The sequence below is a fragment of the Foetidibacter luteolus genome (assembly GCF_009650435.1).
GTDB lineage: Bacteria > Bacteroidota > Bacteroidia > Chitinophagales > Chitinophagaceae > Foetidibacter > Foetidibacter luteolus.
Genome location: NZ_VVIP01000008.1, coordinates 177813 through 191617 on the forward strand (window position 1 = coordinate 177813; position 13805 = coordinate 191617).

The window sequence follows — 13805 nt, forward strand, 5'->3', positions numbered from 1 at the left end:
ATGGCCATTAACTAAAGCGCCTACGCAATTATCAACAGCATATATTTCTTCATTCTTAATTATTTTCCCATGAACCTCTAACGCCTTGTAAAAGGCTTCCTGCGATTTATTAATACTGCTGGTGCCGCTTTCTTACAAACACCTTATCGCTGTTGCAGTTATGCAAAAATGGCCAACAAAGCCATACATCAGCGGGGCACTGCCATGTACATTCATCACTATTAAACATTTACCGTATGAAAAACAGGATACTGCGCATGCCTGTATGGCGCTTGGTGCAACGCCGCCTGTTTTTACCGGCACTGTTGGCTGTTATGCTGTGTTCTGTTAACAGCATAGCCCAAACCGGTAAAACATTTACTGTTAACATAACCGGCGACCAGGAAGATTTTGATGCCGGCAATTTTCCCAACGACAATATCTGCGATGTAGATGCCGCAACCCCTGGTGAGCAATGCAGCTTCAGGGCGGCCATTCAAAACCACAACAATAACCGCAACCTGGATTTAAACAAGATTTTTTTCAACATACCCGGTGCGCCCGGTACAGGAAGCATAGTTATAATGGTGGGCAGCACCGGCCTTGGCCCTTTACCGCCTGTGCTTGGCGCGGTTAGCATACAGGCACTAAACCAGGGTGGCCGGCGCATAGAGCTTAACGGCAGTCAGGCAGGCAGCAATGCCATCGGCCTGCAATTGCTGGGCGGTAATTGCAGCATAACGTTCTTTGTTATCAACAGTTTTTCATCGCATGGCATTTACATTGCAGGCACGCCGCCGCCTGGGGAAGGAAAACATGTTATTATGTCCAACTTTATTGGTACTGATGGGGAAGGCTTGCTGGATAAAGGTAACGGCGGCGATGGCATCCTGATTGATAACACACCTGGCAATCAATTAGGCGGTTCCGCATCGCTTGACAGAAACATTATTTCCGCTAATAAAGGCTATGGCGTACATATACTTGGCCGTGACCAGGCAGAAACTGGCCAGCCCAATGGAGCGCATGATAACCTGGTGCTCGGTAACCTGGTAGGTACAGATTTTTTTGGGGATAAAGACCTGCCCAATGCAAAAGGCGGCATATTAAATGAAACGGCCCCCAACAATACCATCGGTGGCGATAATGCCGGCGCTGGTAATACGGTACGCGGCGTTAAAAATGGTATATGGGTTGAGGGCAGCCTCTCAAAGGGCGTAAAAGTGCTGGGCAACTTTATTGGTAAAGACGGTACTACCGCCAAATTTACCGCCGGTATTTTTGCCCGCAGTGGAGAACAGCTTTCCGTACAGGGCAACATATTAACCAATATAGATTCTGTGGGTATTGATATATACCTGGATGCTAATGGCAATTATAACATCCTCAAAAACTCCATTACAGGTAAGGTTAAAGCCGGTACAAAATTTACGTTTGGCACAGGCCGTACCATTGATGTTAATTACTCCAACAATATACACTACCAGAATACCACAGGCCTGCAGATAGAAGAATCGCTCAACAGTACCATTAACTGGTTGATAGCCGGTGATTCTATTACCGCCGGGCACACAGGCGCTAACATCACATTCAGGGCGGCAGGTAAAAAAGACCTTAACGGCAACCGCTGGAATGCCAATGCCGGTGTGGGATTTAAATACGTGGCAGATTTATCTCCGGCGGTACAGGCATCATTACTTTTTAACGGAGACGTATTTGCCGGCAATGGCGAAGATGGTTTTTCCGGTAAAGTGCAGTTACAGGCGCAGGCAGATTTCTTTTTCAGCATGCTTAACACCAGCAGTACGGGTAATGGCAAAGATGGCATTAGCATGGGCCTTTTTGCAACGGCCGGCGCCGAGGCTGATATTATTTTTGGCGGCGGTAACGATTATGGATTTAATGCCGGCCTGGGCGGCAGGATAGTCGGAGAAAAAACCAGTATTGATGTGTTTAAATTCACGCTTGAAAAAAATGGCATTCACGACAATATAGAGGGGGGCTGGTACTTTTTTGACATTAAAGCTAAGTTCAGCGTTACAGAAAACCAGGTAGCCAATAACAAAGGCCCCGGCTTCATCTTGGCAGGCAGCAGCGAACTGCGTATTGACAGCAACACCATCACCGGCAATACCATAGGCGTTCTTTCCCAGGATGCCGCGATAGCTTCCTTCGGGCACAACAGTATCACCGGTAATGGTAAGGGCATTGTATTAACAGGGGCAGGCATTGGCTCATTCATAAACAATAACAGTATTTATAACAATACCGGCCTGGGCATAGACCTTGGTAATGATGGAATTACCTCTAACGATGCCGGCGATGCGGATACCGGCCCCAACAACCTGCAGAATTTTCCGGTGCTTACAGCAGCTAATCTAAGCGGCGGCAACCTTTCTGTACAGGGTACCTTAAACAGCCTCGCCAATGCATTATACCAAATTGATTTTTATGCTAATGCTATTTGTAATGCTTCTGGTGCGGGCGAGGGGCAGTTGTTTGTAGGTACACATCAGGTAACTACAGGTGCTAATGGCAATGCCGCGTTTAATGTGCAGTTCAACAATGTAACGCTGCCGGCCAATGCTGCTATTACCGCTACAGCAACCAGTGCAGATAACAATACCAGCGAATTCAGCGCATGTATTGCTACAGGTGGAACAGTACTGAATGCAGACCTGGAACTGGTAAAATCAGCCGACAAAACTACATTGGCCACCGGTGCCGATGTAGTGTTTACATTAAAGCTGGTTAACAAAGGGCCGGCCGCAGCCAGCAATATAACCGTGCAGGATGTATTGCCTGCCGGGCTTTCCTTTAAACAGGCCGTTGCAACCTCAGGCACATACAATAACGCTACCGGTAACTGGCACATAAGCAATCTTGGCAATGGGGCCACTGCCTCATTAAGTATTACCGCTACGGCCACGCTGGCAGGTTCTTATACCAATACCGCGCAGGTTACCGCAACCACCCCCGCGGATAACAATACCGCCAACAATAAAAGCAGCATTACCATACAGGTTACTGATGTAATAAGTATTGCAGACCAGTTAAGGCAGCTACGGCAGCAGGTGGTAAACCTGTTTAACAATGGGGAGCTTACCGTGCTGCAAAGCCGTTTGCTTACCGGCCTGCTCGATCTTGCCCTGGGCTTTAACAGCCGCAACTACCGGCCAGGCACTATCGCCAGCCTGCGTGCCTTTATATTCTTTGTGCAGCGGTTTACCTTAAGGCCAAGGCTTACAAGGGCGCATGCAAAAGAGTTAACAGATGCGGCAAGAAAAATAATTGCGCAATTGCTGCAACCTGCGGCGCCGGGTGCCAGGCAACAGCATGAAGACAGTACCGCAATAACCTCATATTTAGAAAAATACAGTAAACAACCAGCCGCGGTTGCTGAAATACAAGGGTGCTATCCTAACCCGTTTACCAGTTTCATCAATATTGCTGTAAATATTCAAAAGCCATGTTGGTTAACCCTGCGCATGTACGATGCAGGTGGCAAAACAGTAGCCGCATTGGCCGGCCGTTTTATGCAGCCTGGCAGGCATAATATTTACTGGAATAATCTAAGCGTTGCACCCGGCATGTATTATATAGCTGTGTACAATGGGCAGGCCATTCAAACCTACCCGGTAATTTGTATTAAATAATAAATGGTTCATTCTATGGGTTGTTCATGTAACCCGCCGCTTATGCGGCGGGTTTTTTGCCTTTGGCAAAAATAAAATTATGGGCCCGGCAGAAGGAACATCTATTAAGCATCGTTGCGTCGCACTCTTGTACGGTTAGATTCGCTATGCAGCTTTTTCCGCATGGTAGGGTAGGATACCCATTCCGCCACTTTGCCGCCGGAGATTTTCAGATGGGTTACATTTATTTGCCCTTGCGCCACGGTTGTTGTATTTTATTGCTGCTGCTTGAAAAATCTGTCCGCAAACCGCAGGTATTGCTGCCAGTCGTAAGGGGTTAATGCATGCCCGCCCTTACGCAGGTGATAGCCAATGGAGCCATCGCCAACAGGCATGTTTTCATTAGGAGGTTGGGAACCTGGCAACCCCTTTAAACCATACAAAGCATACACTGCGCCGGCATGATACGCGGAAAGATATTCCCCTGTGGGGTCTGCCCATTGGTCTTCGCTTGCGCTGGCCACATACACAGGGCGTGGCGCAATCAGCGCTATCAGTTCATGAAAATCTACCGGCAAGTCATTTTCCTTATGATTGTATAATTTAAAATTATCGCTGAACCAGTGGGGAAATACGTTGTTCATAACATCAATCGTCTCGCCATACTTTCTTCTTGTAATAGCCGCCCCGCCTTCTCCCGAGTTATTTGAAATAACTATGGCAAAACGGGTATCCTGCGCACCCGCCCATAACGCGGTTTTGCCCAGGCGTGAGTGCCCAATGACTGCTGTTTTTTTCGCATCAAGGTCTTTATCTGTTTCTATATAATCCATGGCACGGCTTAGTCCCCAGGCCCACACACCTATGGCGCCCCATTCATCTGCCGCGGGTTTTGTTTGCTCCTTGTTATAAAACAATGGGGCAATGCCCGCATTGATACTGTTGGCGCTATCGGGTTGCAGGTCGCCATAATAAATGGTGCCCAGTGCGTAACCCGCTGCGATGATCTGCTCTACCGGCCATGCATTCGCATCTGTGCCGCGGGAAGCTTCTGTTGCGTGATGATTTTTGTATGCCGGTTCTTTGCCATAGGCAAACCATCTTTTAGAGAGGGAGATGCCTGTATCCGCATGTATTGCCTGGTTGCCCGAAAAATTTAACCCTAAAAACAGAGGCACAGGTTTATCTCTTCTGTTGGGGATATAAAAGAGTACGTCCATGTGATGTTTTTCATCTTTGGAAAAGTACACCCTTATCTCTTTGCGGGTAGCTGTTCCGTTTAATGCATTGGCATTGACGGATGTTGTTTTAAAATGCAGGAATGATTTTTTTGCTGGTGTTTTGCCCTGCACATTTTTTTCAAACAGTTGAAGTATTTCCGGCCGGCGAAATTTTTCCCAATCTGTTTTGTTGCTGATCTTTTTTCCGGATTGGGTAACTAATGCATCCGGTAGTTGATAGGTTGTGTCGGCTTGTTGTTGCTGTGCTGCGCAACAGCAGCAGAGATGGGTAAAAATAATAATGTGCAAGAGTGTTTTTCTTTTCATACCTGCGGTATATGTGGGATAATAGAATTGTGTAATTACCGACAATACTACCGATTTTGTTTTACAATTGGAGGCCGGAAACATGGTGGGCAATACGGGTGAAAAGCCCTGTAGGCATGCAACCCGTTCTGAAAAAGTGAAGGATTTTAACTTGGCTCGGTTGAGAATCCATCAAGCTTAACATACTAAACAGAAAACATTCATGCTTTGTAGTGTTTGCCCATACTCAAGCTGATGCATGTTATGTTATAAAAAAGGTACGGCACCAACAATACAATAGCAATACAGCTTATGTTTAAGTGTAGTTAAAATGGAAATCCGGTAAAGGGATGCTGTTTTAAAAGACGGGTTTAGTTACCGTCTTTATACTTTAAAAAGTCTGCATGCAGCACACGTTTTGTTTGATTAACAGCCGTGGTTACGGTAGCGCTGTTGGTTTGCCACCACTGCCTGTGTGTTTCTGTTGTTGAAGTTGAGTTGGTGTTTTGTGAAGTTGCAATTACCCGTTCTTCCATATCGTAGATGAGTACCGCATCTGCGCCGCGTTTTTTGGCTTCATCTGTTATCTTGTCCTGTATTTTTTGGAAGTCATCAAAGAACATGGATTGCCCGTCAATTTTGCCCATTACTTCATAACTCTTTTTAATGTCTGTTGTGCTGAAATAAATATCAACATTAGCGGTGGGGGTGTAATTGCGGCCAATGTATTGTACGGTAGGGCCGCAGCCAGCAATCAACAAGGTAAGAACTAAGATTAGAAAGGTTGCATTTCTCATAATAATCAGCTTTTTAGGTGCCTTAAAACTATACCTAAAAAATTGCATGGGCAATATGCTTAAGGTTATTTTAAAGCTGATGATATGTAATATGCGTGGGTGGTTTTATTACCCGGGTCAAATAAAGTTTCCTGCGCTAAAGGCGGCAGGCCAATGTCATTAAGTTAAGCCCCATCGGGGCTTGCTGTTTGTAGAAACAAAATCATTTATATGAACGGATGCCACGTAGTGGCTACCCAATCGTCGCTTAAGGGTAGCCGCTATGCGGCATAATTCCCTTGTTTTTATGCTATTTCTACAAACATGTAGCACCTACGGCGCAAAGAACAAAGTCTTTCTTCTTAACTTAATGACATTGGGCGGCAGGCACTGCGCTTTTCCTCCGTGGCATACACATGCTCAAAATTTTCTGACGCCGAAGGCGGCAGAAACACATACTGCACGGTGGGAAAAGCTGCGTAGCGAATCCAACAGTACAAGAGTGCGACGCAACGGCAGCTTAATTCATGTCCTGCTGCCGGGCCCATAAAAACACCCCTTTAGGGGACGGGGGCTTACTGCAGCGTATGCTGCTTCCATTTACTCTGTTGCCGGTTGCCCGGCCAGCCATAGCAGACTGTTTAACACAAACCTGTTTTGCATAGTGTTGGCGAACGTATGAGAGAGTGTTTTGTTGGTTTTGTTTTCATAATCAATATCGTTGTGGCCCATGTTCATGTAAACCATTTTGTAGTTTTTGTTGGTCCAGGCAACCGGGTAATAGCCGCTGTGCCATATTTCATGCTGCTTGGGGCCTGTACCCAGCGGAAAGCTTGCAGCATCTATGGACAGCAGTATGGAAATGTTGGGATTGTTTCTTATGTCGTGCTGCCAGCGGTACCACTCATTGGGGGATGATTTAAATGTAACAGGAAGCCTGGCTGTGGCGGGGTGCGTGCTGTCTTCAACACGCAGTATGGCGGAAGTAGGCCGCCAGGTATTGCTTACATACTGGCCGCAGCCCAAAAACTCATCGTGGTACCAGTTCCAGTTTTGGGGAAAATCAGAAGGCGTTAAAGCGAATGCCGCAAAGTGAAAGCCCAGCCATGCACCGCCCTGCCGCATGTATTGCTCAAAAGCCTGGCGTTGGCTGGCTGTTTCGGGCCTGGTATCAAGAAACACCACTACTTTGTAACGGGCAAGAAATGTGCTGTTAAGGTTGTTCCAGTTGGTGGTGGTATCGTAAGTAAAATTGTGTTGGTTGGCCATATTGGCAAACCACTGGTGGGCTTCTGCTGCAAAGCTAATGTGGGCCTGGTCGTTTTTGCCGGTATAAAAGGCAATTACTTTAAAACGGCTGCTGTGTTTTTGGGTATATGCCGCAATTGTGCAAAGAGTTAGCAAAAGCAACAGTAAAGATTGGTTGGCCATCTTGTTTGTCATGCAGGAAAGATACACTGTATAATTGTGCTGGTGTTAACTGTGGAAAATTGGCTGGATGGGTTGATTGCGATACCTTCGCCGCCTTTGCGGCTTTTTAAGAAGCATATAACCTATTGTACACTTTTTTAATTGTTCTGAGTTGATTATTATTTTAATTGTCTTCGTATTGCATTGGTACCTGTCTTTGTTTTCTCAAACGTTCTTTTTGCACCGTTATGCTGCCCACCAGTCATTTTACATGAGCAAGGGCTGGGAGCGTTTCTTTTTTGTGTTTTGCTACCTAACACAGGGCTCATCTTACTTAAGCCCTAAAGCGTATGGCATTTTGCACCGCATACACCATGCACATACAGATACGGAAGAAGACCCCCATTCACCATCATACGACAAAAACTTTTTTGCCATGATGTTGCGTACCCGTAAGGTGTATAACGGCATCCTTTCCGGGGCTTTGCCGGTAGAAAAAAAGTTTACGAAAAACATACCCACCTGGGGCTGGTTTGACTGGTGGGCCAATAGCTGGTTGTCGAGGCTGTTATGGATAGGGCTGTACGTTTGGTTTTACGTTGCTTTTGCACCATCGGCCTGGTGGTTTTTATTGTTGCCCATACATGTGGTAATGGGGCCGTTGCATGGCGTTATCATTAACTGGTTTGCCCACAAGTATGGCGAAACCAATTTTGAAACGGACAATACTTCGAAAAATCTTTTTAAAGTTGACTGGCTGATGATGGGAGAGGGGTACCATAACAATCACCACGTGTACCCTTCAAGAACAAATTTCGCGGCTGTTAAAGGCGAATTTGATTTTTGTTACCCGATAATAGTATTGCTGGACAAATTGAATGTGATACAAATTGCCACCGCCGGCAAACAACCGGCAGTAAGTGAGAAAGAAAAACAAGTGCCCGAAAAAGCCAGGGCTTAAAGATAGCGCCTTGGCCTGGGGGGGCGGCTGTTGTATCCACCACCACTGTTGCTGTTACCAAAGCCGCCGCGGCCACCGCCTCCGCCACCCTGTTGTTCATCTGCTTCTTTTACAGATAACTGCTTTCCACGCATGTTAGCGCCGTCAAGGGTATTGATGGTTTGGCGGGCTTCTTCATTGTCGGGCATATCAACAAATCCAAAACCACGGCTTCTGCCGGTTTGCCTGTCTGTAACAACACGGGCAGAGGTTATCTCGCCATAAAGTTCAAACATTTCTTTAAGATCGGTGTCATCAAAGTCAGCAGGAAGGCTTGCAACAAATAGTTTCATAATAAGAGTTAAGCTGCAAAAATAGTGATACTAAGCCACCGGAAGCTATAATTGCCAATAAATTAACTGTACCTGTCGTTTCTCCACGGGTATGCCGTATTAGAGTAACCCCGTTCTTCCCAAAAGCCCCGGCGGTTGGCGGTTAAAAATTCAATGCGGTTAATCCACTTGCTGCCCTTCCAGGCATACAGTTGAGGGGTTATCATTCTTACAGGCCCGCCATGCTCCCTGGGCAGCGGCTTGTCTTCATAAGTGTGTACCAGCAATACATCCGGCTTCAGCGCTTCTTCCAATGCCAGGTTGGTACTGTAGTCATCGTAGCCATAACACATAATGTGGGTGGCTGTTTCTTTGGGCTGCACTAATGCCGCAATATCAAGCAGCCTCACGCCACGCCAGTTCATGTTCAGCTTAGACCACGTGGTTACACAGTGAAAATCCGAAGTATCGTCTGTTTGGGGCAGGTTCATAAAATCCTGCCAGTAAAGTGTTACCGGGTGTTCTACAGCCCCATCTATGGTAAGCTTCCATTCACCGGTTGAAATATCGGGCTCCAGGCCAAGGTCAAGCACAGGCCATTTGTTGGTTATTACCTGCCCCACTGGTACCTGCGGCATACCATGGCGGTTGGGTGTGCCTTTGCCCATTGGCCTGTTATCGGCAACAGAAGGGGTAAGCTTTATTTTTTCTTCAAAGCGGGCTTTTAGTTTCATCCGCGCTTCTACTATGCGGTTAAGTTTTTCTGATTCTTCCATACCCTTAAGTTACAAAATATCGTTTGTCAGTTATTGTTGTTGTTGCGCCGCTTTATTTCCTTTGCTATTTGCAGGTACATCTTTTCCAACTCCGGGTTGCGAAAGCTGTCTTTCCTTTCCAATATGGTTTGAAGCTGAAATTCATAAAATTCCTGTAACGAATTCCAGCCCTTGCCCACAATATCATCGTTGTACTGCTCATGCATGCTGTTGGATGAATGCGAAAACTCTATCGCCTTTTTAAGGTCGGCTATGGCATTGTCATACTCCGTTAGTATCATGCGGCTGTGCCCACGCCCATAATAAAGGTTGGCATCTTTAGGAAAAACGGCTATGGCGTTATTAAAATCTTCAATAGCGTCATAGTGCAGCTCCAGTTCCTGCAGGCAAAAAGCTCTGTCTGCAAGGGCATAATCAATACCGCGTTCTATGGCTTCATCCAGCAACAACAACGCTTCAGTATTCTTGCCCTGCTTTACAAAAAGTTCACGGGCGGCAAGGTAATCATCCCAGCCGGGCACTGTGTGTTTTGTTTTTAACGGGTTATAATTTTTAAGCTTCTGCAAAAAAGCCGGCAGTAAATTTTTCATTGGTTAATGTTTTCTCAGCACAAGGTTAGCGTATGCGGGATTGCCTGATAAAGTTATTGGCTAAATGCTAAGCGAACAAGTTTATGAAACAGGCATATTTGTAAAAATCTATTACAGCAACATGCAGGAGTCGGCTAACGCCACCTGGTAATTTTTTTGATACCAACTGTGGCCTTTCATGGCATCGCCTATTGCGTCGCAATCCGTTCATCGTTCTGTTCAATGGGCGGCTTTTCAGACCCGGATAGCAGTAAAACTTTATGTTTTTAGTTTATCTGCTTATCTTAAAAGTATTAACCAAATACCAGCAGCTTATGAAAAACATCTTTTTTGTTTTAATTGCCGGGCTGTTTACAGGCGCCTGCGGTCAGCAATCAGCCGTTGCAGAGCATACTGTTTCTGACAGTTCCACAACCACGGCGCCCGCTGCCCTTCTGCAGTATGCATACCCGGTTTCTATGGCCAACTGGAAGCTAGGCGACCCATTAAATACAAAAGCTGTACTGGACATGTACAGCGCATGGGACAAAGGCGACGGCAAAGCAGTGGCTTCCTTTTTTGCAGATTCAGCGGAGCTTGATTTACCCGGCGCCGTAAGGATTACTTTAAGTAAAGGGCAAATTGAAAGCAGGTTTGTTAAGCTTAGAAAAATGTTTGGCGCAAGTACAAACCATATCGTATCTGCCTATGCATTGTATAACGAAGAATTTGAGGAAGATTGGGTAATGGTAGTTAGTTACAACAAATGGACTTACAAAGACGGCGTTCGTGATTCGATGCTGTATGCCGATAACTGGCGCTTAAAGGATGGCAAAGTAAACTACCTGACCAGCCTGGAAGAAAAGCCGGCAAGCGCCCTGCTGAAGACCCTTGAAAGGGGAAGGTAATGTTGTAGAGACGCGATGCATCGCGTCTCTACCAGGGTCTGAAAAGATGCCATGAAATACCGGACGATGAAAGGATTGCGACGCAACAGGCGATGCCATGGAAACACCGTAGCTGGTATCAAAATCCACTGCATAAAAAAAAGGAAATGCCCAGGCATTTCCTTTTTTTTATGCAGATAACTGTTTATTAGGTTAAGACTCCCATGCAAGGGCGCTGGCGCCGAGGATAGCAGCGTCTGATTCTTTAAGATGGCTTACCAGTATTTTTACCTTATTCTGAAAAACCTGTATAAGATTGGCTTCCATGTGCTCACGTGTGGGTTTTAAAATAAGGTCTCCGGCCTTGGTTAAACCACCAAAGAGAATGATGGCTTCGGGGCTGGAGAACATAACCGCGTTGGCCAGTGCCATACCGAGTATTTTGCCGGTAAATTCAAAGATTTCTTTAGCCACTTCGTCGCCCTGCATGGCAGCATCATATACTTTTTTGGAATCAATCTGGTCTTTGGGAACGTCCCGCAAAAGGCTGGGCTTGTCGGTATGTTCCATTACTTCAATCGCTGTTAATTTAACACCCGTGGCAGATGCATAACTTTCCAAAGAACCTTTTTTACCTGTGCCTTCGTGCAGGCGGCCATCCGGTATAATGATGGTGTGACCCAGCTCGCCGGCAAAGCCATCATGGCCGTAAATGAGGTGGCCGTTGGCCACTATGCCGCTGCCTACACCGGTACCCAGCGTAATCATGATAAAATCCTTCATGCCCTGTGCGGCGCCGTACATCATTTCACCTATGGCGGCGGCGTTGGCATCGTTGGTTAATACAACCGGCAGCTTAAACTTATCCTGTACCAGTTTGGCCAATGGTATAATACCCCTCCAGGGCAGGTTAGGCGCATATTCAATAGTGCCGGAATAAAAGTTGCCGTTGGGCGCCCCTACACCAATGCCTTTAATACGGCCAATGCCGCCAGCCTTTTTAATTAATATGCTCAGGTTCTCATACAATTCGTCTATAAAAGTTGCTACTTCCGCATGTTTTTTAGTAGAGATTTCGCTGGAAAATAACACATTGCCCACCCTGTCAACAATGCCGAATTTAGTGCCTGTGCCACCGATGTCTATACCAATTGCCAGTGGTTCTAATGATGAAGCTGAAGTTGCCATAATATGAAGATTTATAAAACGAAGTTTAAATAAGGTATGTGATTAGTGACCACCACCTATCTGGTTATCAAAGTCTAGACCTTGTGATTTTAGAACGGCACGCAATTTTAAAGCAAGAAATGCAAGAAACGCAAAACAGGCTGCAGCAATCAGGTAAGAATGATGCATACCGATAGATGGGATATCGCCAAGTGAACCCTGGAATGGGGGAATGATTGCACCACCCAATATCATCATAATGAGAAATGCTGAACCCTGGCTTGTGTATTTGCCTAAACCCGCTACACTAAGGGAGAAGATGCAAGGCCACATGATAGAGCAGCAAAGGCCACCTGCAATAAGTGCATATACGGATACAATTCCTTTGGTAAATACGCCTATAAGCATGGCCGCGGTAGCGAGTAATGAAAGGGTAAGTAAGGTTTTAACCGGTTTCTCCTGTCCAAACAAAAATGCGGCCACTGCTATAAGAATGCAGGCGGCGTAAGGTAGCAGGTCTCCTATATCGTTTCCGTATAACCTGTTTACCAACAGTACTATCGCAAACGCCACAAATGGAACTATAACAGTTGCTATTTTTCTACCCGCCTGTGAAAGATTGAATACGCCTATTGCTCCTGTCCATCTGCCAATCATAAGGCTGCCCCAATACAAGGATACGTACTTGGATATCTTACTTTCATCCAGGCCTGCCTCTGTAAGATATCCTGGTATTTTAAGCAGTGCTCCAAAGTTGTTATCAATAGTAACTTCAACGCCCACATATACAAAAATGCCGATCATTCCGTAAATGAGCTGAGGGTACTTCATTGCTCCCCATCCGTCGTTGTTTTTAACAGCACTGTTATTGGAATAAAATAAGATGCCAATAACAACCAGTAGGGTAATGATTAGTAGCGGTAATTTTTCAATTGCAGTAAGCTGTCCCACAACGATAATGGCAATGATTAACCCTGTCATTGTTACCAGAGATGCAGATGCTTTTTTTGAACCCTCAAACTTGGCATCATCTTTACCGTCAGGCAGTTTGGAAAAAGTAAACACCAGTGCTACCGCTGCAAACACCGCGGCAACAATTAGATAAAGGTTGTTAACATTGGTAACTGTTACATTTTTTTGCTCTCCGCCTACAGAGCCAAACAGGAAGAAACTAACGATAATTGGTCCAAGTGTGGTACCCAATGAGTTAACACCTCCTGCAAGATTTAAACGGTGAGAACCGGTTGCCGGGTCTCCCAGCGAAATGGCAAAAGGTTGCGCTGCCGTTTGTTGTAGCGAAAACCCTAAAGCCACTATAAAAAAAGAAACCAGTATCAGCGGAAAAGAATTGGCATTAGCAGAAGGTATAATGGCAAGGGCCCCTATAACGGATATCCACAACCCGTAAATGATACCTTTTTTGTATCCTATTTTATTAAGTATATCGTAACCAACCGTGCTAGATAAAAGATATAAAACAAGCGAGCCTATAAAATAAGCCCCATAAAAAGCAGAACCAATTAACTGAGATTCAAACTGGCTTAAACTAAAGTGAGTTTTACAGAAGGGTATAAAAATACTGTTGCTGGCTGCAATAAAACCCCAGAAAAAAAATACAATTACCAACGTCGCTAAAGCACCACTGTTTGTTTTAGTGGTGGAAGGAGTGGCAGTTAATGTTTCACTCATTTCAATCGTTATGTATTAGAGGTGATGAATTGGAGTGCCGAAAGTAATCTACATTTTACTTTTTTAAAAATTTTAAATCTTTTTTGTTGTTGTATCAATTAGTGTATTAAATTGTCTCT

Annotated in this window: 12 protein-coding genes; 3 read left to right on the plus strand and 9 right to left on the minus strand. The window is 45.5% G+C overall.

The annotated features are described in order from the left end of the window. Positions 1 to 236: 236 nt before the first annotated feature. Positions 237 to 3635, plus strand: coding sequence for a right-handed parallel beta-helix repeat-containing protein (locus tag F0364_RS02635; protein ID WP_153796196.1), 3399 nt, complete (start codon positions 237 to 239; stop codon positions 3633 to 3635). 104 nt (positions 3636 to 3739) lie between these two features. On the opposite strand, the gene F0364_RS02640 is transcribed toward F0364_RS02635, so the two are convergent. From F0364_RS02640 to F0364_RS02655, 4 genes are all read right to left on the minus strand, one after another. Then, positions 3740 to 3877 carry a hypothetical protein gene (locus F0364_RS02640; RefSeq protein ID WP_153796197.1) on the minus strand — a complete coding sequence of 46 codons (138 nt, stop codon included), beginning with the start codon at positions 3875 to 3877 and terminating at the stop codon, positions 3740 to 3742. Between the two features lie 12 nt (positions 3878 to 3889). Beyond that, positions 3890 to 5161, minus strand: a complete 1272-nt coding sequence (locus F0364_RS02645; RefSeq protein WP_153796198.1) for a glucuronyl esterase domain-containing protein — start codon at positions 5159 to 5161, stop codon at positions 3890 to 3892. A gap of 350 nt (positions 5162 to 5511) precedes the next feature. Then, positions 5512 to 5937, minus strand: a complete 426-nt coding sequence (locus F0364_RS02650) for a hypothetical protein (protein WP_153796199.1) — start codon at positions 5935 to 5937, stop codon at positions 5512 to 5514. Positions 5938 to 6516: 579 nt separating this feature from the next. Further along, on the minus strand, positions 6517 to 7359 hold the full coding sequence (locus F0364_RS02655; RefSeq protein WP_153796200.1) for a ThuA domain-containing protein: 843 nt from the start codon (positions 7357 to 7359) through the stop codon (positions 6517 to 6519). A gap of 139 nt (positions 7360 to 7498) precedes the next feature. Here F0364_RS02655 and F0364_RS02660 point away from each other — a divergent pair, with 139 nt between their 5' ends. Next, on the plus strand, positions 7499 to 8287 hold the full coding sequence (locus F0364_RS02660) for an acyl-CoA desaturase (RefSeq protein WP_235920996.1): 789 nt from the start codon (positions 7499 to 7501) through the stop codon (positions 8285 to 8287). Here the strand turns inward: F0364_RS02660 and rbp are convergent. The 3 genes from rbp to F0364_RS02675 form a co-directional block, all read right to left on the minus strand. Then, on the minus strand, positions 8284 to 8619 hold the full coding sequence (gene rbp, locus F0364_RS02665; RefSeq protein WP_153796201.1) for an RNA-binding regulator: 336 nt from the start codon (positions 8617 to 8619) through the stop codon (positions 8284 to 8286). The two genes, F0364_RS02660 and rbp, sit on opposite strands and share 4 nt — an antisense overlap. A 62-nt stretch (positions 8620 to 8681) precedes the next feature. After that, positions 8682 to 9374 carry a sulfite oxidase-like oxidoreductase gene (locus F0364_RS02670; protein WP_153796202.1) on the minus strand — a complete coding sequence of 231 codons (693 nt, stop codon included), beginning with the start codon at positions 9372 to 9374 and terminating at the stop codon, positions 8682 to 8684. A 26-nt stretch (positions 9375 to 9400) separates the two neighbouring features. Further along, positions 9401 to 9964, minus strand: coding sequence for a tetratricopeptide repeat protein (locus tag F0364_RS02675; RefSeq protein WP_153796203.1), 564 nt, complete (start codon positions 9962 to 9964; stop codon positions 9401 to 9403). Between the two features lie 314 nt (positions 9965 to 10278). On the opposite strand from F0364_RS02675, the gene F0364_RS02680 reads away from it, so the two are divergent. Next, the gene (locus F0364_RS02680) at positions 10279 to 10851 is read left to right on the plus strand and encodes a nuclear transport factor 2 family protein (protein ID WP_153796204.1); all 573 of its coding nucleotides are present in this window, start codon (positions 10279 to 10281) and stop codon (positions 10849 to 10851) included. Positions 10852 to 11043: 192 nt separating this feature from the next. Here F0364_RS02680 and F0364_RS02685 read toward each other — a convergent pair whose 3' ends face one another. Next, the gene (locus F0364_RS02685) at positions 11044 to 12018 is read right to left on the minus strand and encodes an ROK family protein (protein ID WP_153796205.1); all 975 of its coding nucleotides are present in this window, start codon (positions 12016 to 12018) and stop codon (positions 11044 to 11046) included. A 42-nt stretch (positions 12019 to 12060) separates the two neighbouring features. Continuing rightward, positions 12061 to 13686, minus strand: a complete 1626-nt coding sequence (locus tag F0364_RS02690) for an MFS transporter (protein WP_153796206.1) — start codon at positions 13684 to 13686, stop codon at positions 12061 to 12063. Positions 13687 to 13805 lie beyond the last annotated feature (119 nt).